At 50.3% G+C, this 22,059-nt stretch carries 14 protein-coding genes and 1 riboswitch; of the genes, 5 read left to right on the forward strand and 9 right to left on the reverse strand.

Features of this window, described 5'->3' with window-relative positions; genetic code table 11:
- Positions 1-514 precede the first annotated feature (514 nt).
- Together GJA01_RS08380 and GJA01_RS08385 are read left to right on the forward strand one after the other, a co-directional pair.
- A complete protein-coding gene (locus tag GJA01_RS08380; protein WP_253783415.1) occupies positions 515-2,929 on the forward strand; it encodes a TonB-dependent receptor in 2,415 nt (804 codons plus the stop codon).
- 88 nt (positions 2,930-3,017) lie between these two features.
- Positions 3,018-3,099: riboswitch (Fluoride riboswitch) on the forward strand.
- 15 nt (positions 3,100-3,114) lie between these two features.
- Positions 3,115-4,449 (forward strand): voltage-gated chloride channel family protein, encoded by a 1,335-nt coding sequence (locus tag GJA01_RS08385; RefSeq protein ID WP_062505219.1) that lies wholly within the window; start codon positions 3,115-3,117, stop codon positions 4,447-4,449.
- A 2-nt stretch (positions 4,450-4,451) separates the two neighbouring features.
- Here GJA01_RS08385 and GJA01_RS08390 read toward each other — a convergent pair whose 3' ends face one another.
- Genes GJA01_RS08390 through GJA01_RS08405 form a run of 4 tightly spaced genes read right to left on the reverse strand, consistent with a single transcriptional unit; the run spans position 4,452 to position 8,689 of the window.
- Complete coding sequence (locus GJA01_RS08390) at positions 4,452-4,739, reverse strand: hypothetical protein (RefSeq protein WP_253783409.1); 288 nt, start codon at positions 4,737-4,739, stop codon at positions 4,452-4,454.
- Entirely contained in the window at positions 4,736-6,199 is a 1,464-nt protein-coding gene (locus tag GJA01_RS08395) for a PepSY-associated TM helix domain-containing protein (protein WP_062505217.1), read from the reverse strand. Before GJA01_RS08395 ends, GJA01_RS08390 begins: the two co-directional genes overlap by 4 nt.
- Positions 6,196-6,465, reverse strand: a complete 270-nt coding sequence (locus GJA01_RS08400) for a hypothetical protein (RefSeq protein ID WP_253783407.1) — start codon at positions 6,463-6,465, stop codon at positions 6,196-6,198. Before GJA01_RS08400 ends, GJA01_RS08395 begins: the two co-directional genes overlap by 4 nt.
- A gap of 10 nt (positions 6,466-6,475) precedes the next feature.
- Positions 6,476-8,689 (reverse strand): TonB-dependent siderophore receptor, encoded by a 2,214-nt coding sequence (locus GJA01_RS08405; protein WP_373317482.1) that lies wholly within the window; start codon positions 8,687-8,689, stop codon positions 6,476-6,478.
- Positions 8,690-9,007: 318 nt separating this feature from the next.
- Here GJA01_RS08405 and shc point away from each other — a divergent pair, with 318 nt between their 5' ends.
- Complete coding sequence (gene shc / locus GJA01_RS08410; RefSeq protein ID WP_062505211.1) at positions 9,008-11,035, forward strand: squalene--hopene cyclase; 2,028 nt, start codon at positions 9,008-9,010, stop codon at positions 11,033-11,035.
- Between the two features lie 127 nt (positions 11,036-11,162).
- Here shc and GJA01_RS08415 read toward each other — a convergent pair whose 3' ends face one another.
- The 4 genes from GJA01_RS08415 to GJA01_RS08430 all read right to left on the reverse strand — a co-directional run bounded on the left by GJA01_RS08415 (position 11,163) and on the right by GJA01_RS08430 (position 16,360).
- On the reverse strand, positions 11,163-12,428 hold the full coding sequence (locus GJA01_RS08415; RefSeq protein ID WP_062505209.1) for a serine hydrolase domain-containing protein: 1,266 nt from the start codon (positions 12,426-12,428) through the stop codon (positions 11,163-11,165).
- Positions 12,425-13,645 carry an FAD-dependent oxidoreductase gene (locus tag GJA01_RS08420; RefSeq protein ID WP_062505208.1) on the reverse strand — a complete coding sequence of 407 codons (1,221 nt, stop codon included), beginning with the start codon at positions 13,643-13,645 and terminating at the stop codon, positions 12,425-12,427. The genes GJA01_RS08415 and GJA01_RS08420 overlap by 4 nt, the downstream gene beginning before the upstream one ends.
- Positions 13,642-15,246, reverse strand: a complete 1,605-nt coding sequence (locus GJA01_RS08425) for a serine hydrolase (RefSeq protein WP_062505238.1) — start codon at positions 15,244-15,246, stop codon at positions 13,642-13,644. Before GJA01_RS08425 ends, GJA01_RS08420 begins: the two co-directional genes overlap by 4 nt.
- A 217-nt stretch (positions 15,247-15,463) precedes the next feature.
- On the reverse strand, positions 15,464-16,360 hold the full coding sequence (locus GJA01_RS08430; RefSeq protein ID WP_061930031.1) for a LysR family transcriptional regulator: 897 nt from the start codon (positions 16,358-16,360) through the stop codon (positions 15,464-15,466).
- Between the two features lie 228 nt (positions 16,361-16,588).
- Here GJA01_RS08430 and GJA01_RS08440 point away from each other — a divergent pair, with 228 nt between their 5' ends.
- Together GJA01_RS08440 and GJA01_RS08445 are read left to right on the forward strand one after the other, a co-directional pair.
- Positions 16,589-19,087 carry a TonB-dependent receptor domain-containing protein gene (locus GJA01_RS08440; RefSeq protein WP_082785311.1) on the forward strand — a complete coding sequence of 833 codons (2,499 nt, stop codon included), beginning with the start codon at positions 16,589-16,591 and terminating at the stop codon, positions 19,085-19,087.
- 72 nt (positions 19,088-19,159) lie between these two features.
- Entirely contained in the window at positions 19,160-21,082 is a 1,923-nt protein-coding gene (locus GJA01_RS08445) for a CocE/NonD family hydrolase (RefSeq protein WP_062505203.1), read from the forward strand.
- 165 nt (positions 21,083-21,247) lie between these two features.
- Here GJA01_RS08445 and nagB read toward each other — a convergent pair whose 3' ends face one another.
- Entirely contained in the window at positions 21,248-22,012 is a 765-nt protein-coding gene (nagB, locus tag GJA01_RS08450; RefSeq protein ID WP_062505201.1) for a glucosamine-6-phosphate deaminase, read from the reverse strand.
- Positions 22,013-22,059 lie beyond the last annotated feature (47 nt).

Genomic DNA, 22,059 nt, shown 5'->3' on the forward strand with positions numbered 1-22,059 from the left:
ACGCGAGCGCATAGCCATCCAGCGAGAGACAACTCCCAATCTGCTCAAAACGCAGACCGGAGGCCATCGCAAAAACCGTCAATCAAATCGCCAAAACCCAGAAATTACCGGCCAAGCACATCAATCAGGGGTTCTTCGATCCCTCCAATTTGTTACACAAATCGGGCGATTTTCGTGATTTTCTTTCGTTGTTTCGCATACATAACAAGAAGGATATCTGAAAAAAATCGCCAGTGGGATAGTCTTAAAAATTGAGTGTTCTCTTATATGCAACAGTACGATGCATTTTATAGGTATGAAAATATTTCAAATCATACAAAAATACTTATAGATTTATTTTGGAAATAATTAAATATATTGCAATATATAAAATAATATATTGCGACAAAAAAGTCACATTAAAAGATTATGAATGAAATGATTCAGAATGAATGTCATATATTTTCTTTGTCTGACTTGCCATGGGCGCCGTTATAAATATTTTCTGCGCAACAGACGACATATCTGAGGACGGATGAAGATGAAAACTGGTGCCAGACGCCTTACATTGCTAACAGCTACCGTGCTGGCTGGAGTGTTTTGCGATGGAAGCAGCCATGCTGCTGCGCAGTCTCATAGCAACCATCCTGCTGCAAGAGGTGGTTCGCAGGGGAAGGCACATGGTCGGGGTTCGGTGACGACCACTCATCCGCGGACTTCTGTTAATGCGCAGGATGCGGAAGCCATTTCCGTTCGTGTGTCGCGTCAGGCCCTGAATGGTGGTGGTGGCATGATGCGCCGGGAAATCGCGCCTCATTCCGTTCAGACGGTTACGAAGCAATATATTGAGATGCAGAGCCCGGCTAGTACGGCGCTCGACATGATCAAAAACTTGCCGAGTGTCACGGTTTCGACTGTTGATAGTTCTGGTATTTTGGGTGGCAAGATCAACAGTCGCAGTTTAACTGACTCAGATATGGGCATTCTTCTGAATGGTGTGCCGGTTGCCACGGCATATTACCTGAATCAGAACGTCGATACAGAGAACGTCAACATGATTTCGGTCACACCGGGGTCATCTGCCATTGATCTGCCTGTGACGTCTGCGGCTGCTGGCATCATGGACTCTCAGACCATGACTCCGTCTCACAAGTTTGGCGGTCTGATGGACTTCTCATACGGGACCAACAACCTGTCCCGTGAGTTCATTCGTGTTGAGAGCGGTGACATCGGCAATTCCGGTATCCGTACGTTTGCATCATTTTCCCATACCCATTCTCGCAACTGGAATGGCCCCGGCACTAACGAGCGTCGTCATCTGGATTTCGGTGCTGCCAAGGACTTTGAGGACGGTTCGTCTGTAAATCTGTTCGTATCGTGGAACCATCAGTTCACAATGGAACCACTCAAGCCTACGGCGAAGCAGTTCTATAACAAGAAAGATGGGCTGGGGACGTATAACTATTCTTCATCTTATGACCCATCCAATCCTTCAAAGTATGGAATGCTGAATGGTAACATGTGGGATCAGGTCTTCGTGACGCTGCCCGTACATCTGCATCTGCCAGCAAAATTCTCTTTCGATTTTAAACCATATTACGTTTATAACGGTGGCTATACTTACAACGGTAGCCTGTTTAACGGCTCTGGCCGTAACGCGACGATCGGGCAGGGTGGAAGCGGGATTACTGGGAGTGTCCCGACCGCATCCTACTACAGCGTGTATCGTCCGCATGCCGGGACTGTTGCCAAGCTGAATTATGATCCTGTCAGTTGGGATCATATGGAACTGGGATACTGGTTCGATTATCAGGACAATCAGGTCAATAACATGTATTCCGTGCTGCAAAGCAACGGCAGACAGTATTTCCCGTACAACAGTTCCAAAGGGGTGTACGTTAATGGTGAGCGTTACATGCCTTATCAGGGAGATGCGGGCTGGAAAATTCACTCGCTGTTCTTCCAGAATACAGCAAAGCTGCTGAATGACCGCCTGACATTGAACGGCGGCATCAAGGTTGCCATGATCAATCGCTGGACAGTCAACGGGGCTTCATCAACACCTCGTACCGAACAGAACCAGGTCGTCCCGCTGCCGCAGGTGGGGATCAGCTATCGGATTGATCAGCACAACATGATTTATGTGAATGCTGAGGGTGATTTCCGTATGCCTGATCCGGGATCGCTCGGTCAGGTTTATGATGCACAGACGGGCGGTTATGTCGGGAATCCGTACAATCCGAAGCCGCAATATTCCATCAAGGAAGAACTCGGCTGGCGCTTCGACAATGATTACTTCATGACCGATCTGGAGCTGTTTAACTATTCCATCACCAATCGTCTGCTTTCTACGAGCGTTTACGTCAACAATCAGGCGATCAGCTCTACGATTAATGCGGGTAATCAGACCGCGCGGGGGGTGGATTTCATGATCTCAGCCCATCCGTGGCATCATTTCAGCCCGTATGTCTCTGTCGAGTATCTGAACGCGACAATGGATTCCAATATCCTGACGACGGGGATGCTGAATGGCCAGACAGTCAGCGACCTGTTGCCGACGAAGGGTAAGAAGGCCGTTCAGTCTCCGCATGTTCATGCCAGCGCGGGTCTGACCTATGACGATGGGCATTTCTTTGCCAATGGCAGCGTCAGCTATGTCTCGTCCCAGTATGCAACATTCATGAATGACGAGAAGATTCCGGGTTATATCACCGATAATCTGTCGCTCGGTTATCGCTTCAATTCGTTCGGCCGTTTCAAGGCGCCGAAGTTCCAGCTGAACTTCAGCAATCTTGGAGGTGATTTTGTGCGAACTGGTGTCTACAGCCTTGTCTCCAACGCCAAGGCTGCCAAGGGCATTTATGGCAGCACCATCAGTTCCAGCGGGACGCCCACCTACTATCTGTATCCACGCTTCAGCGTAACGGGGAATATTTCCGTCGGGTTCTGATATTAGGTTAAAAAATGGCTTTCCCTATTTTCAGGGAAAGCCATTTTCAGATGATAGGGGTGACATCGTAGGGCGTGATCGCTAGCATCTTCGTAATGGCAATGGATTCTGCCTGACCATTATGGTCGAACCGCTCTCCACGGCGAGATGCTGATGATTCCTGTCAAACCCGCTTCTCGGGAAGTATGACAGGAGAGATGTATCCAATGCGCACGCTTCAGAATTTCCCACGACTTCTTCGGATCGCGTTGCATTGGGGACTGATCCTGGCGCTGTTGGGCGTTAGTGTCGGCTCCGTCTGTGCGCTGTTTCTTTGGCTGCTCGATCAGGCGACGCAGTTACGGTTTCTGCATCCGTCTTTGCTCATAGGGCTTCCCGTAGCGGGTGTCGGGGTAGCGCTTCTCTATCAGCGTTACGGTGGCAGGGCTACGGCGGGTAATAATCTGATTATCGATGAAATTCACAAGCCGGGCGGGGGTGTGCCGTTCTGCATGGCGCCTCTTGTCCTGTTTGGGACGGTCATCAGCCATCTTTTTGGCGCTTCGGTTGGTCGCGAAGGGACGGCTGTTCAGATTGGTGGCAGCTTTGCTGCCGCAATTGGGCGGTTGTTCCGCCTCAATGACCGCGCAATGCGCCTCTTTCTGATGGCGGGGATTGCTGCAGGCTTTGGGGCCGTATTTGGAACCCCGGTCGCGGGTGCCATTTTCGGCTTGGAAGTTCTGACGCTGGGGAGGCTGGACTATGCAGCGCTTCTTCCAGTTGCCGTGGCCTCCATTGTTGCGGACTGGACCTGCCATGCCTGGGGTATTCACCATGCAGCATATCATGTTGGTTTTCGGGGTATTCCGTCTGCCGATGGCACGATGTTCCATGTCGATGCGCTGCTTCTTGCAAAAGTCAGTTTTGCCGCCGTGTGCTTTGGTCTTGCCAGTCGGGCTTTTGCTTCGGGCGTTCATCGACTGGCAGGTATTTTTCAGAAACTCTGCCCGCAGGCATGGTTGCGCCCCGCACTGGGTGGAGTTCTGACGATTTTTCTGGTCGGTCTATTGGGAACACGGGACTATCTCGGTCTTGGCGTGATGTCTCCTGACATCGACGGTGCCAGCATCATGAATTTTTTCGGCCACGGGTATTATCCCTGGAGCTGGTTCTGGAAGCTGGTCTTCACACTGGTAGCGCTTGCGTCCGGATTTAAGGGCGGGGAAGTTACGCCGCTTTTCTTCATTGGTGCCGGGCTGGGAAATGCGTTGTCGCCGGTACTTGGTGTGCCAGCAGATCTGCTGGCTGGTGTGGGGTTTGTAGCGGTCTTTGCAGGGGCGGCGAATACGCCTCTGGCCTGTACGTTCATGGCCGTTGAACTCTTCGGGGCAACGGATGTCGTTTACTATGCTGCGGGATGCTTCATTGCCTATCTGGCGTCCGGCCACAGTGGGATTTATCAGGCACAGCGGATTGGAACGCCCAAGACATCGCTTGCGCTCGAACGCTCGGGAGCGGTTTTGCGGGATCTCAGGAAATGAAACTACCGCGATGACCGCTTGCGGGCATTTAAAGCTGTGCAGATCAATGCCGCGAGCAGCACCTCAAGGCTGAGCAGCCCTATCCAGGTTGTCGTGGCAACGATCGGGAAATCGCTGTCATAGAGTTCCAGAAGCAGACTGAGTGTTAGAAGCGCAAAGCCAGAGATTTGCAGTCCAAGCCGATAAGAGGCGGGGGGAGATTTTCGGAAGAAAATACCACCGCCACGGGCTGACCCAGCGGCGAGGAGCAGCATTGCGAACTGCCCGCACAGGAAAGACGGTCCTGTCATGTTTGCTTTGCTTTTCCGTTGAGCGCACGGAAGGCGGCGTACCCAAAAGCACCAGAGAAGAACAGGCTCACAAGAGCCGTGCTTTGGGTGACAGGATTGGTCCATGGGCTGCTCACCGCAGCAATGGCAAAGCAGGCAAATGCACAGGTTGTTAGCATCTCGGGCCATGTGCGTCTGGCAGGGCGCACGAGAGCAAACAACAATGCCAACCCCCAGACAATGAAAACGCATTGCACTTCATGATCTGCACGGTGCGCAGACATCGGGGGCAATAGCCTGTTGGCCAAAAAGTAGGATGCGAAGGCGAGAGGCGCGCCAGCCAGCACGCCAACGTTCAGACGATCTGTCAGAACATGCCCAAGATGGTGAGGCAGGCGAAGGCGTTTGACAGTCCACAGACGCATTCCGCTCCCGATGACGGCGGTCAGCATCAGGCCGGAAAGGAAATAGAGCCATCGTGTTACGTCGGGTGTGAAGCGTGCAATGTGTAGCCCATACAGAAACGTGTAGGTGCGAACGGCTGGACGCGTCTCGACATGCTCTCTCATGAGAAGTCCTGTCGTACCATCGAACGTAAGGCTGTGAGAAAGGGTACTGATGGTACCGTTATTCCCGGCCATAACTGTGATCAGGGAAGCCGCGTCTGAGGGGTTGTAAATATAGACCTGTGAGATTCCAGCTCCTTTGAAGCGTTTTTCAGCCTCTCGCAGCACGGGGAGAACAGACGTCAGATGACCGGGTTTTCCGCTGGCCGGACGGGTCTCAATGGCTGGGTTGAGGTCCGTATAGCCTGCCATGATGTCCTGCTTGTAAACAGCTTGCGGTCCCCATGGCAGTAACATTGTGACAAGAGTGACAGCTCCCGTGAAGGAAATCATCAGGTGGAAAGGAAAAGCGATAACGCCCAGAAGGTTATGGGCATCCAGCCAGCTTCTCTGCCCCTTGTTTGGACGAAAGGTGAAAAAATCTGCGAAGATCCGCCGATGAATGATCAGGCCAGTGACCAGAGCCACGACCAAAGCAAGAGCAGCAACAGCAGCAATCAGACGGCCGTAGGGGTAGGGTAGCTGAAGTTCGAAATGAAAGCGGTAGAAGAATTCGCCTCCCCGCGTATCGCGGATACCGTCCGGGCTGCCAGTGAGAGGGTTTAGAGCTTTCTGGATGTAGCTTCCACCTGGCTTTTCCCAGGTTCCAAAGACGTAAGGCGCACGATGGGTGGGGACGGCAAGATACCAGGCCGGCGATTTGGGGGCATGATCTGTAAGCCAGGCTACTGCATGGGCTGTGGCATCAATGGTTTGCACGGGGGCAGTAGGAAGTTCCGGCCGCATCCAGGTACTGATGCTTTCCCTGAAGACGCTGAGGGTCCCTGACAGTGCGATTGCGAACAGAACCCAACCTGTGATCAGGCCAAGACCTGTATGCAGCCATGCCATTGACGCCCGGAATGTTCCCTTCATGGGCGCCATCCTTTAAGTACTGCCAGACCTATCAGAGCAAGGAGGGCAACCATGGTGCCTCCAAAGACTTTGCGTCCGTCAGAAATAGCGAAGCTCATCATGAAAGTGACAGGCCAGATCAAAAGGCCAATCAGCATCCCAATCATGGCGCGTTCGACCCGCAAGCCGGGTAGCCAGAGGGCAATGCAGATCCCGGCGAAAGCCGAGAGTGCATAACCGCCGGGAACGGCTGCCAGAATTCGGCAGGTCAGATCCCAGCGTTTCAACGGCGATGATTTACCAGCTATAGCCAATGGTCGCCTGAGCGTTTCTACGCTCTCCGTAATAGCAGAATTCCTGACCATAGGAGGCATAGCTCAGGCAGTTGGCAACGAAGTTCTTGTCGAACAGGTTGCGGACGCTCGCTGAAGCATTCCAGCCACGGAGAGAGTGCGACATTTTTGAGAGGTCATAGCGGATAGAGGCATCGAAGACGGCGTACTGTGGAACCCAGACGCTGCCATAGTTCGCTTCGCCACCGTAAGACTTGTTTGTGTAACGCATGCCGCCACCGAAACCGAAGCCCTTCAGTGGGCCGGACGGCAGGGTATAGAACGCAAAGAGGGAGGCATTACCACGACCAGACTGGATGAGTGGCTTGCCAGTGGAATCATCCTTGACCTTCTGGAAGCTGACGGCTGCGGTAAGCATCAGGTTTTTGAAAGGCTCAGCGTGGGCCTCAAACTCAAACCCATCCGAATGAACTTTGCCACTTTCGACGCCGTATGCAGTGTTGGCCACAGCCACGCGGACGTTTGTTTGCTCAATGTGGAAACCGGCCGCACTCAGCAGGATGGACGTTCCCGGAACCTGATACTTCACACCGCCTTCAAGCTGCTTGCCAAGTGATGGATTGGCCTGACGAAGGGTTGCTCCTCCATTGCTGGAAACCAGACCAGACTGTGGCTGGAAGGATGTCGAGTAGCTGATATACGGCGCCAAGCCGAAGTTGAAATGGTAAAGACCTGAAGCACGCCAGGTGATCTGGCTCGGGCTTTGGCGGGTGTCTGATCCGTAGATATGTTCAACCTGGTGGGACCGGTACCAGTCGTTCCGAATGCTGCCCGTGAGGATCAGGTGCTTCCAGCGGATTTCGTCCTGACCGTAGGCTCCGATCTGATGGGATGTTGTGTTGTAGCTGATGTAGGGGGCCGCAGCAGGGATGGCCATGTAAGAGTCTGGATGAAAAACATTCAGATCTGGCGCGGAACCATAGAAACCCTGTTCCGAGGCCGTCTGCTGCATATAGTCAAAGCCAAACATCAGTGAATGAGTCAGAGGCCCTGTGTGGACGCGTCCTTTGAACTGGCTGTCGAAGGCCAGATTATGCGTATGTTCATTCGTCCCGAAAGCAGATCGGGCAAGGAGGCCATTAGCTTCGTCTGTATAATAACCGCTGTTATAGACGCTGCGGTATTGTGTTTTAATGTCATCGTAGCGGCCGCGTGACGTGAACGACCAGTCCTTGTTAAAGCGATGATTGAAGATATACGTGATAGAACCGTGCTTGCGGTTGAACTTCTCGTAGTTGGCATCACCATCATAGAAATTGCGCGGCAGATAGCCAAAAGATGCGCGCTTGAGAGAGCCAACCAGCGGCACGCCACCATATGATCCGTTTTCGGGATCGTATTGATAGTTACCAAGAATCGTGAGTGTCGTGGGGCCGTCACCACCAAGAGTAAAGGATGGGCTGATGCTGAAACGGCGGCTTCCTGTCCTGGCAAGCTGTGTATGCTGGCCGTTGACTGTGCCGTTGATACGATATCGGACAAACCCGTTATCCGTTGCAAAACCACCGACATCTGCGTCTACGCGATACAGATCGAACATGCCGCCAGTTGCATTGACACACCCGTAAAATCTCTGGTCCGTCGGAAGTTTGCTGGAGAGGGCCGTCAGACCGCCCGGGCTCGACTGACCGTAGATTGCGGATGCAGGACCCTTGAGGATCTCAATGCGTTCCAGTCTTGAAGTGTCGGTCTGAGCACTGGCGTAACCCGTGGGACTGTCCTGAAGTTTCAGGCCATCGAGGAATGTCGGGACCATAAACCCACGTAGCAGAAACTGATCATATCGCGTGCCTTCGCCTCCGCGTAAATCAGGCGTAATACCAGCAGCGTACCTAACAGCCTGATTGAGGTTCAGAACCCCTCGAATGTCCATTTCGTTACGGGTGATGACTGTAACGGATTGTGCTGTTTCGACGAGGGGAGTGTCCGTTTTGGTCGCAGAAGATGCCACCGTGGAAGGTTTGCGTCCTTGCACACGCAGGCTCTCAACCCCTGTTGCCTGCGTTGCAGAGGAAGAGATCGATCGGATCCGGGCCGAGTTTTTCATGCCTGCTGCCGGTTCAGGCTTTACGATCTGATCTGCTGCGAAAGTTTTACTGCCCATGAGCAGGGACAGGGGAATCACATAAACGGCCCTGTTACGATGCATACCCGACATCTTTACTCGCTCCTGCTTGCGTATGGGTCACGGCTCCTATCGGTATTGAGAGTCATTTGCAAGTAGGATTGAGGGCGATGCTTTATCCTTGTCAGGAGTGCGGCGACGAAGTCACACGTTACGGACCGACAGGGTTGCAGAAATCCAGTGAAGGCTCAGGCATCAGTCACATGACGTTTGTAAATCTTCTGATTTCTGGACTGGTATAGTCTGAAATGAATTGTCGCTTCTGAGAATATCAGAGGCTGACGCTGTCAGGTAAGACTGATAATAAGCTTTCCGAAGCATGATTTTATATACTGCGTGGGTGTTTGGAGAATGAGTGCACCAATACTCAAGGGAATGAGTAACAGCCTGGCTCATACGGTGTCTTGTGCCTGTGACTGGTTGATTGGGCAGCAGAAGGGCGATGGTCATTGGGTTGGGCCAGTTGAATCCAACGCATCCATGGAGGCAGAGTGGTGCCTCGCTCTCTGGTTTCTTGGTCTGGAAGATCATCCGCTTCGTCCACGACTGGGGAATGCGCTTCTGGAAATGCAGCGTGATGATGGGTCCTGGGGGGTTTACCTTGGTGCGCGAAGTGGTGACATCAATGCAACGGTAGAGGCTTATGCTGCTTTGCGTTCTCTTGGCTATTCCGCGAACAGCCCTGTGCTTCTCAAGGCCAGTACGTGGATTGCCGAGAAAGGCGGTTTGAAAAATATCCGCGTTTTTACGCGTTACTGGCTGGCTCTGATTGGCGAATGGCCATGGGAAAAAACACCCAATCTTCCGCCTGAAGTCATCTGGTTTCCGAATAATTTCGTTTTTTCAATTTATAATTTTGCTCAATGGGCACGCGCAACTCTCGCACCGCTTGCCATTCTGTCTGCACGTCGGCCCAGTCGTCCTTTACGTCCACAAGACCGTCTGGATGCGTTGTTCCCCGAGGGGCGCGAAAATTTTGATTACACTCTTCCCCAAAAAGACCGGGTGGATCTGTGGTCAAGCTTTTTTAGGACGACTGACAAAGGGTTGCACTGGCTTCAGTCCAGATTTCTCAAGCGTAATACAGTTCGTGAAGCCGCAATTCGCCACATGCTGGAATGGATCATCCGACATCAGGATGCAGATGGCGGCTGGGGCGGTATCCAGCCACCATGGGTGTATGGCCTGATGGCGCTACATGGAGAGGGTTACCCGTTTCATCACCCTGTCCTGGCCAAAGCTCTGGCGGCTCTCGATGATCCGGGATGGCGTTATGACAGGGGAGAAGCATCCTGGATTCAGGCAACGAATAGTCCTGTCTGGGATACCATGCTGGCTCTGATGGCCTTGCATGACGCAAATGCACAGGAGCGCTTTACGCCGGAAATGGACAAGGCGTTGGACTGGCTTCTGAACCGACAAGTGCGCGTCAAGGGAGACTGGTCCATCAAGCTTCCGGATGTCGAACCGGGCGGATGGTCTTTTGAGTATGCCAATGATAGGTACCCGGATACCGATGATACGGCTGTCGCCCTGATTGCACTGTCATTCTGTCGTCACAAGGAAGAGTGGAAGCGTAAGGGGGTTGATGAGGCGATTGACCGGGCCGTGAACTGGCTGATCGCCATGCAAAGCTCTTGCGGCGGATGGGGTGCTTTTGACAAGGATAATAACAAGAGCCTGCTCTCCAAAATTCCGTTCTGTGATTTTGGCGAGGCTCTTGATCCGCCGTCTGTTGATGTCACCGCCCATATTCTGGAAGCATTTGGTCTTCTGGGCTTGTCGCGTGATCTCCCTGTGGTGCAAAAAGCACTCGCCTATGTTCGGTTGGAGCAGGACCCTCAAGGCCCGTGGTTTGGCCGATGGGGTGTAAATTACCTGTATGGAACAGGAGCCGTTCTACCTGCTCTTGCAGCCATTGGTGAAGACATGACGCAACCCTATATTACCAAGGCCTGCGACTGGCTGATTTCCTGTCAGCAGGATGATGGTGGTTGGGGAGAGAGCTGTGCGTCATATATGGATATTTCATCCATAGGGCGTGGAAGTACGACGGCGTCTCAAACGGCCTGGGCCTTGATGGGACTGATCGCTGTGGGCCGTCCTCAGGATTATGAGGCAATTGCCAAGGGATGCCGGTTTCTGATTGATCGGCAGGAAGCCGACGGAAGCTGGACGGAGCAGGAGTTCACTGGCACCGGCTTTCCGGGCTACGGCGTTGGTCAGACGATCAAGCTGGATGACCCGGCGTTGTCAAAGCGTCTGATGCAGGGCGCAGAGCTCTCCCGCGCGTTTATGTTGCGCTATGATATGTATCGCCAGTATTTCCCGATCATGGCGCTTGCAAGAGCCAATCGTTTACTCGCGCAGGACGTATAGGTTTTTAATCTGCGTGAAACAGTATAAAAAAACGAGGGCATAAGCCCTCGTTTTTTATAGCCTGAAAGGTAATGGTTCTTGCTGCCGCCATGAGATTATAGGTGCATGTTATGCGAAAGCAATTAATCTAAGGCGCTAGTGAAAGCGCGTTGAAAATATCTTCTTCCACGGCAGTAAATGAAGAGTATTTTCCCGGTTTTTCTTGCCCGTCTTCAGGAAAACCGTCTGCGATGAACAGATAACCATCCTGAGTTTTTGGATTGAGCCAGAAGCCTGATCGTAGGCTGTAAGCATCCCCAAGATGTCCTACTATCCCGCCGTGATAATCGTTCCATGGCTTAGTGGGATGACCTGAAGGATCTGTAGCGCCGCTGAGTTGAATCATGGCCAGACCATAGCTTGCGATGGGGTAAGGGCCTTCTCCATTATGTCCGTCGTACGTCCATGCGGGTTTCAGCATGGTCTGGAGTGACCTGGAAGAAAGTACGCTTACACCGTCAACTGTGCCGTCACCGAAGACGAATTGTGCCAAACGGTATAGGCCATCAAGTGAAATGTGAAGACCTCCCTGAGGGGAAAAGATCGTGGCATTTGTACCAATTTTGTAATCAGCAGGTGCCTCGGGGATAAAGCGCCCGATCTTGTCTTTTGTTGCTTCGTATCCGCGGGCAGTGTGTTGATAAAGCGTGGCTAGCCTCTCGGGATGAGGAAGAAGCGCGGGATCGTATCCCCCATCAATGCCAAGGGGCGTCAAGACATGTTTTTGCTGGTAAAGATCGAAGCGCTCGCCACTGACCCGTTCGATCATGGTGCCAATCAAGCCGTAACACAGATTGCAGTAGCTGAACCACGTTCCAGGCTGTCGTCCAGGAAGAAAATGGTATGTTGCCATTCCATTATGGCGTGAGGGATCAAAAAATTCCGAGACAGTATGGTGTGCCGGCATGACGTAATCATCTGCGTCTGCAATGCTGGCGGTGTGGCTCAACAGCATACGCGGCGTAATGACAACGTTCGGAAAGTCGGGATTACGCAGTGTGAAGCCAAGGTAGCGTGATGCATCGGCGTCCAGATCGATTTTCCTTTTATCGACCAGTTGCATCATACCAATGGTGGTAACGAATTTCGAAACAGAGGCAATCCGAAATAAAGTATCGGAACGGGCTGGCGTACTCTTGAGACCATCCTTGCGTGCAAATCCACTGACATATTGATAGGATACAGCTCCCCTATGAATACGTAAGGCTGCGATTGCTGCCAGAGAACGATTTTCTCCATGAGCCAGAACCTGAGTCAGTTGCGCATCTGTTGTGGGGGATGGCGCAGCAAAGGCTGTTGCCGTACTTGTTGCAATGAAAAAAGCACAGAATGTTTGGAAGACATGTTCTCTCATTTCTGAATTCCCTCAGGATGAGCCTGATCAATGAGTTTGGTAATCCGTGCAGCTGATCCGGCCGCGAGAGTAAAACCCAAAGCACCATGCCCCACATTGAACAGCAGGTTCTCGTAGCGACTATGCCCAATGATCGGCACGCCGGTTGGAGTGGCTGGGCGAAGACCCGTCCATGGAAAGTCCGGAAGGTTGTTGGAATTAAGTCCGGGCAGGGTACGCCTGACAAGATGGCGCAGGGAGGTCAGACGTGTAGGAGTGAGAGATCGGTCCTCTGCGCCAATATCAACCATTGCCGCAACACGCAGGGTGTCTCCAAGACGTGCATAAACAACGCGATTATCGTAATCTGTGACGCTTATGGAGGGCAGTTTTTCAGGTGAGGGACGAAGCGTAAGGCTATAGCCTTTGAGGCCGTAAAGAGGGAGGCGTATTCCGAGGGGGACAACGATTTCTCGTGAGTTCAAACCCGCCGCCAGGACAATTCTGTCCACCGCATAACCGACACCATCCACTGTTAGCATGCAATGCTTGTCTGTTTCCGGCTTGAGTGCAGCTTTGCCCGGTAGGTAACGGAACTGCGGATTGCTCAGAAGGGATACTTTCAGGGACCTGCAGAAAAGGTAACTGTCCGCCACTTCGTCTTCTGGTGAAAAAATGCCTCCTGCCAGGTCAGGGGCAAGATGGGCGAATGCCGGCTCAATTTTTGCACAGTCTTCAGGAGAGAGAGCCCGTTCCAGAGTAGGGTTCTGAATAGTCGAGACGGCCTTTTGGAAAACCTTGTTCTGACGATACAGAACCAGTTTCCCCGCCTGCCGCCAGAAATACCCTTCCAGCCCTTCGGCGCGCCATGTCGCCATTTCAGTTTGGCCTTCAAGTCCAAGCTGTAAAAGTATTTTTGCATTTTTACGATTGGTTGACCGATTACAGGCTGCAAGAAACGATAGCATCCAGCGCCATTGGGTCGGATCAACACGGAGACGAAGTGAAACCGGAGAGCCGGACTTCATGATCCAACCCAGTGCCTGACGAGGGATTCCAGCATCTGCAAGTGGACTCACATAGCGGTAACTGAGCTGGCCTCCATTAGCGTAGCTCGCACCCAGCCCGACATCCTCGTTCTGTTCGATCAGCGTGACGTTATGGCCTGCCCGGATCAGTGCAAAAGCGGTCGAAAGGCCAATGACCCCGCCGCCAATCACCGCAATATGCTGTTTCACTGTGTGGTCTCGCGAGATGAAGAGTTTATTTTGTGGGGATGGAGATCCTGTGCATCGAAACTGAAGTCTGAGCCGAGAAGCTTCATTGTCATCCCCGTCACTTTGCCTTCTATATTTCGTTCAAACTGAACATAGGCGTCATCTTCGCCATCCTGTTCGCGATTGTCCCACCGAACAACAAACAGATCATGAGGCAGCGACCTAAGGGTTCCGCTCAAACCGTCAGCTTTTGAGAAAGTTAGCCGTAAATCATTTCCATGTTGCGTAACGAAGATCAGACCGCGCCAAGCGTCTTTGTAGTCGCCCAGATAGTCCTGCTGCTGTTGCGTAGTAAGTGTCAAAAATGGGCGAGCAGATGAGCCTGGACCGCTTGACGCTGCCAGAGCATCACTTTCAGTATTCGCAGCGTCTTCCTGATGTTTCCAGTAGCTTATCCAATCAGCACTCTGCCCCCTTGCAATACGGGCGCTGAGTGTTGTGGCCAGAGCATATGTAGCGTTGTGGTCATCGTGATTGGTCAGGATTACAATTGCATTCTTCAGTTCAGGAAGAAACGTGACGTAACTGACCATTCCGCCGATAGTGCCAGTGTGCCAAACGCGCTTATGTCCAAAGAAATCTTCCATGAACCAGCCATAGCCGTAGGCACGAAAATGCGTTCCGGTTAAAGCGGCCATGTCTGGCAAGGGAAGGAGGGCATGAGGCGCCCACAGAGCATCACGGCTTTCCGTGCTGAAGATACGCTTACCTTCTGGCGTTTGACCCCCATTAAGATAGATTTGAGCCCATCGCGCCATACCATCTACACTGCACCATATGCCGCCTGCAGGTGCGACAGCAGGCAACTGACGTGCAGCCTTTGCGGGTAGGGGGGAATGATCCCCTTGGCCTGTAGCAATATCTGCTTCATCTCGATAAGGAGGTGTAGTCTGACAAGCAGACAGGCCTGCAGCATCAATCAGCCGGGTCTGAACAGCGTCTTCCCAACTCTGGCTCGTCACACGTTCAACAAGAGCGCCCGCGACAACGTATAATAGGTTATTGTAGGCGTATTCACTTCGGAACGGGGCGGTAAAAGGCATATGTTCCAGTCCCGCCAGAACGTCTTTGCGTGTAAACGTACTATGAGAAAATAACATCAGATCACCAGCGCCAAGTCCCATGCCGCTATGATGCGTGAGAAGATCAGAGACGCGAAAATCACGCGTAATCCATGGGTCCGAGACACGGAATTCCGGCAAATGATCAATGACGCGATCATCCCATTTCAGCTTGCCAGCATCTACCAGCTGCGCAAGGGCAGTGGCCGTAAATTCTTTGCTGTTAGACCCGATGGCGAACAGGGTGCGCCCATCCACAGACGCACTTTTAGTGTCTTCTGACCTTTGACCATAACCTCGGCTGAAAACAATTTTTCCATTCTGTACAATAGCCAAGGCAATTCCGGGAACCTTGAAGGTCGTACGTGTGCGTTCAACAGTCGCGTCGATATCCTGCACTGTCAGTCCGGACGGGAGTTCTGTAGCGTGAATTGAACGCAAGGGAAGAAGAAATACTCCGGAGAGAATAACTATCCGATACAGACTGTAGCGTGCCTTCATGGTGGCTCCCATGCTCCCGTCATTGCTATCCGGAATGAATGTTACATCTTATAGAGCATGAAAAACGCCTGTATGTCTCATGATGAGATATCTGCAAGCGATAACCTTGGGTTATGCAGGGTTATTTTGAGATAAAATCTAAAGTATTAATTTACGATAATTTTAAAACTAGGGTTAAATATTAACAAAATTAAATATAATATAATGAATATTTATTCTAAATAATTTCGTTTAACTTATTTAAGTCACCATCTAGTTCATCTTGCATCAAAACGAGAAGGTCACGAGAAATGTGCGACAATGCATAATCTGCACGATATAGAACCGTACATGTAACATTCAGAGAGGGAGAGAGTGCGCAAGGGCGAGGGAGGCCTGGATGATGCAATACTGTCAGTGCATCTACAATCGCGCAGCCAACGCCGAGGCGGACCAGCTCTGCTGCCATAAAATGTGTGCGAACCCGTATGGCTGGGGTCATCGTCACGCCAGCTTCGTCTAGTGCAATATCAAGAAGATCAGCCGTTGGATCTTTTTCTGAAAGGCCCAGATAACGGTGACGGTCAATATCCGTTAAAGCTACGGGGCCATTTTTCATTTCTTTATCAATAAGAACCAGAGGAATATCGCCAATGTGCTGTGCAGTCAGACCTTCCCGGGAGTAATGTCCGAAAACAACTCCCAGATCCAAGTCATGATTGAAAATGCGTGATACAATTTCCGATCCGTGTAAGGTGTCGATTGTGACATCCGTATCAGGATGGCTGGCGCAATAGCTGCGAACCACGCGGGGGATAAGGCTTAATCCCAGGCTGGGTACGCACCCCACGCGAATGGAATGTCCATCCCGAGCATAGCGTAGATTATGAGTGAGGCGGCGCAAATCGGAGAGTTTTCCGAAAATGGCATTAACATGCGGGAGCATGATCTGCGCCTCCCGGGTCGGAACCAATCTGCCACCTTTTCGCTCAAAGAGTGCAAAACCAAGAGAGTGTTCTGCGTATCGGAGAACCTTGCTGGCTGCAGGTTGTGAAACATGCAGCACTTCTGCTGCTTTTCGCAGCGATCCAGTTGTCATGATCGCGTAGAAAACTTCGATCTGACGTAATCTCACGATGCATATTCTCCGAGGTGCTGATAGGCAGGGATATCTCCCAAAAAGAGAGGAGTACATCCTTCATAGCTCTGTTATGAGATTTTGGAAATATTACGGAGTCAGCCACCATTTGCGCAGCTTCTTCTTAACCTTAGTCTATCAGTTCCCAAAAAAAATCACCGTAGACGCATATTATATCGAACCCGTAACGTGAATTTAGGTGTGATATTTCGAGGAGTACAAGTGGTGTCGGCGGTGAAACTATCAGGCAAGTCCAGAAGAAAATCCCATTACCTTTTGACGACAAGCATCTTGGGAATCGCTGTTGCAAGCGCTTCTTTTCATAGAGCAGAGGCGGCTGCAAAATCACACCAGTCAGCCAAAATTCAGCATACTTCCTCCCATCCAATTTCGCGCTCGAAAGTTTCTCCGCATCAAAGGCGTAGTACGATTGAAAGTGCTGATTCTGAATCGATTTCAGTCAGTGTCTCTCGTGTTCGCAGTCATGGCCCTGAAGTCGCTGTAACGCGAAAGGTTATGGATAGATTTGTGGAGGGAACAAACCCTATGCAAATTCTGGCCATGACAACGCCGGGAGCAAATTTCACATCTACTGATGCCTTTGGTCTCGATACTTATGGCAATACATTTTATGTGCGCGGATTTACCCAAATGCAGATTGGCGCAACATTAGACGGCATTCCGCTGGGATCGCAGGGATTTGCCAATAACAATGGTGTATCTATCACGCAGGCAATGATTCAGGATGATGTTGCCGGGATGACGATGTCTCAAGGGGCTGGGGCGCTGGACTCATTCTCTACTCAGAATCTTGGCGGCGCAATGACATATACGTCCTCTGATCCCAAGGATAAGGCAGGGGGTAAAATCAGTCAGACTTTCGGTAGCTATAATGCGTATCGAACCTATGCCCGTGTTGATAGTGGCATCCTGAACCAGACCGGAACCAAATTCTACGCATCCTTCGCGCGAACAGACACGGATTTGTGGAAGGGAGCCGGGGGGCAAAGTGAATTGCAGGCTGATGCAAAAATTGTCCAACCTATCGGTCAACACGGCAAAATCACTGGGTTCTTCGGTTATGGTAATTTCCAGCAGATGAACTATCTGACTCTTACCAAGAACATGTGGCGACAGATGGGCCGTAATACAACTTATTTGAAGCCTGATTATGCAAAGGCTAAACAATGGGCTTATTATGCTCAGTACACATCGGATGTTCCTCCAGGATATGAGGGAAGACTTTCGAATGACGAGATAGGTGACTATGCTTGGGATGCATCTCAGGTCCAGAGAACTTATTTGTCCGCAGTAACGGGACACTTTGATCTGTCTGAGAAAGTTCATTCAGATACGGTCGCATATGGGAATATTGGTAGCGGCCTCTATGGCGGAACCAACAATTTCGTGACATCTCCCAGTTACGGTGTTCCTGCACTGCAGGCCGATGGCTCAGTCTCCGGTGTTCCGATGGCATTAGGGATGTCACATGCTGATATGCGACGCTTGGGATTCACGCAGAAAGTTTCAATTGAAGCGCCACACAATAACTATATTGAAAGTGGCATCTGGTACGAAAATAACCGCTGGATCTATGATTCCATGCTTTATGAAGATGGCTTGACGACAGGTCATAATCCTCTGGCAGGTTTCAGGAAAGGTACTGGAAGTACATGGTATAATGATGCTTATAATACCAATACATTCCAATTCTTTCTTCAGGATCGCTGGAAAATTATTCCTGGCATGACGCTTCTGGCGGGTTTTAAATCACTCACACAGACTACTCATGGTGGCACAAAAGCAGATTACACGGACCAACTCACGGCGGCTGGGTGGAATACCTATTACCGTCATCCCGCAAGCGGCTCAATGACGGCTTCGGGAGCGTTTTTGCCTCATTTCAATTTCGATTATCATTTTCTCAATCATCATGAAATTTATTGGGATATTGCAGAAAATCTCCGCGCTTACGATTATTACTCCCAAACGTCTAGTGCTGGACCGTGGGGTGGTCTGGGAAATTCGTCGCAATCCGCCCAATCTGTTTTTGATGCTAACAAGAAAGTTCTCAAGCCTGAGAGGACATGGAATTATATTGTTGGGTACAGGTATGATTCCCAATTTTTTTCAGGAAGTGCTGATTTTTACCATACAGATTACTATAACAGGCTTGCTTCCATTACAGAAGGAAGTACGGCGACAGCCCATAATGCTTATTTGAATGTCGGTCGTGAGACTATGAATGGTGCCGATGGAGCAATAACGATCCGCCCATTCCGTGGGCTTGAAATTACAAATAGCGTGAGCTGGAATGATGCAGAATACCAGACAACCTCTATCAATTACAGTGGAAAAAATTACAGCCTTAAAGGTAAGCACCAAGTATATTATCCAAAATTCATGTATAAAGCTAATTTGAATTATACCTGGCGTAAGGCAATGTTCAACTTTAATGTCAATTACATTGGTTCAAGGCCAATGACATATCTTAACGATGAATATGTTCCGTCCTACTGGATGGCAAATCTTAATCTTGCCTACAATTTTGGCCAAGTTGGCTTTGCTCAGAACATAAAAACAACTTTCGGCATTACCAATCTTTTTGATAGTAACTATATTGGTGGCATCTACGGAGCAGCATCGGTTTCAGGTGATAATAATGCCAATCTGTTTGTGGGATCTCCCCGGCAGTATTTTGGTACTGTTTCCGCAGAATTTTAACATCATGTGATAGCTCCGAAAAATACTCTGTGGCATAGATACGCCATACTTGATGACCATTCACTTTCTGGAATGACTATGAAAAAGCTTCTTATGGTATCGGCTTGTGCATTAATGTTGACGCAAACTGCATTTGCGCGACCTGGGGCCGGTTCGGTCTATACTGATATGCCAACCGATTTTCATGAGATCAATTCAACTTTTGATTATGTCCGCCGGGATGTGATGATTCCAATGCGTGACGGAGTCCGGCTCCATACGATTATTCTCGTTCCCAAGGATGCTAAAAACGCGGGTATGTTGATGACGCGTACGCCGTATAATGCGGCACATATGGCTTCTCTGGGGTCAAGTAGCCATATGGCATCTATCCTTCCTGGTTATGACAACATGCCGGACGTTATTGTCGACGGCGGGTATATTCGTGTTCTTCAGGATATACGTGGGAAATACGGCTCTGAGGGTGAGTTTGTCATGAACCGCCCCATGCGAGGGCCATTGAACAGTACGGCTGTCGATGAAAGCACCGATACCTGGGATACCATAGAATGGCTGGTGCACAACGTCCCCCAGAGTAATGGGAAAGTTGGTATTCTCGGGGTGTCCTATGACGGATATACGGCAATTACAGCGCTTTTTCATCCTCATCCAGCATTGAAGGTTTCGGTTCCAATGAACCCGATGGTTGATGGCTGGATGGGAGATGACTGGTTCCATAATGGTGCATTTCGTGAAGAGATGCTGCCTTACATTTATGATCAGGGTGCGACGCGGAAAAATACAGCTGAATGGTGGAGCAGTACCTTTGATGCCTACGCATTTTTTCTGAATGGTGTTTCTGCGGGAGCGGTCGGGAAGTCCCGGGGAATGGATCAGATCGGTTTTTTCCGGCAATTGCTGACACATCCTGCTTATGACACATGGTGGCAGTTACAGGCTCTTGATCGTCTTCTTTCGCGGGAAGGGCTGAAGGTCCCAACCATGCTGGTACATAGTTTGTGGGACCAGGAAGATAATTATGGTGCGATCGCCGTTTATGATGCACTGCGCAAACACCCTAAGGCGCGACCAAACCTGTGGCTTGCAATGGGACCATGGAATCATGGAGGTGAGATCCACGCGGCCAGTATGTTGGGTTCAATAGATCTCCACTCTGATACGGGGCTGTATTTTCGAAGGCACGTTCTCATGCCGTTTCTTGCGCATTATCTAAAGGATGAGGCTATTGCCCTTCCAGCGCGCGTAACAGCTTATCGGAGCGGCGAGGATGAATGGGAAACCATGGATTCGCTACCCGCACCAGAGTGTGACGATCAATGCTCCTTTTTGTATTTCCAGCAGAATCACGGATTGGCCTTTAAGAAGGCATCGGGTTCTTCCGGTCATTTTACTTATGTTTCAGATCCTGATCATCCTGTGCCGTATGTCACTCTTCCGGTTGTTCCTAAAGATAATGTAAATTCGGGATGGCGTTGGTGGCTTACTGCCGATCAACGCAACGCCGCAGCCCGTCCTGATGTGTTATCTCTGACATCTGAAGTATTGACGGCGCCGTTTACCATTACAGGAGAGCCGCTTATGCACCTGACTGCGGCGACAACCGGGACTGACGGAGATTTTGTCGTCAAATTGATTGACGTTTATCCTGATGAGGTCGCTTCCCAGCCTACGATGGGTGGCTATCAACTGATGGTGTCAGGCAATATTTTACGCGGGCGATATCGGAAAAGCTTCGAGCGTCCTGAACCTATTCCTGCAAACAAGAAACAGATTTATCCAGTACGTCTGCCAATGGTAAACCATACATTCCTGCCAGGTCACCGGATCATGATCCAGGTGCAGTCAAGCTGGTTTCCGCTTTATGACCGTAATCCTCAAACCTATGTCGATAACATTATGGTTGCGCCTAAAGAGGCTTATAAACCTGCAACGATTTCTGTAGATGTTTCCGAAAGTTGGTTGGAACTTCATGGGAGTGCCAAATCAGCCTTATAAATTGGCACGTTAATAGAAAAATTCTCTTGCTGATTTTCTACCTCTCCAGCACTATTATTATAAGAATGATATATTCATGTTTTAATAGTCGGAGAGGAAATATTAAAATTGTAAAAACTAATAAAAATTATATTATTTATAATTTATTTTTTAATTGGCATACTTTTAAAGTATAGCATTGAACCCGTTAGGGCGATTATTCTTCCAAATTGAAGCCGCTGCGTTATCCAAGATAACGGTACAATCTTGATGTAAACGAATAGCCGTGGCGCTGACATTTTCGTTGAGCGGTCCATTCAGAGCATCATCAACGATAGCGGCTTTTCCTTTTCCAACAGCCACTAGTAAAAGTTTACGCGCCTCCAGAATTGTTCCGACCCCCATGGTTAACGCGTGCTCGGGAACGCGTGTCGGATCATTGCCAAACATACCAGAATTTTGACGACGTGTGATCTCATCAAGATGTACGACACGTGTCCGACTATTGAAGGCTGATGGAGGCTCATTAAAGCCGATATGCCCAGTTTCCCCAATTCCCAAAAGCTGAAGTCCAATTCCTCCAGCCTTTTCTATAGCCGCTTCATAGCGGGCGCACTCCAAATCCAAGTCTGCGGCAATTCCGTTCGGAACATGAATTTGTGAGGTTGACATATTTACATGCTCAAAAAGGTGCTCCTGCATGTAGTAGCGGTATGAATTTGGGTCTGTAGCAGAAAGGCCAACATACTCGTCCAGATTGAAAGATGTTGTTGCGGCAAAATCCAGATCGGACGCTTCATACTGTTTGACTAGAAGTCGATAGATGCTTTCCATCGTGCGACCTGTTGCTAATCCCAGAACAGGATGAGGATTATAAAGAACTTCGCAGGCAATCATGTCGGCAGCCTTTCTGAAAGCCTGCTCAGGGCTATCGGTTACGATGATGTTCATAGATTGACTGAGATCCTGTCTGATAGCGTTGGAAAGAAAACATATGC

This window comes from Gluconobacter japonicus, assembly GCF_002723975.1.
Taxonomy (GTDB): domain Bacteria; phylum Pseudomonadota; class Alphaproteobacteria; order Acetobacterales; family Acetobacteraceae; genus Gluconobacter; species Gluconobacter japonicus.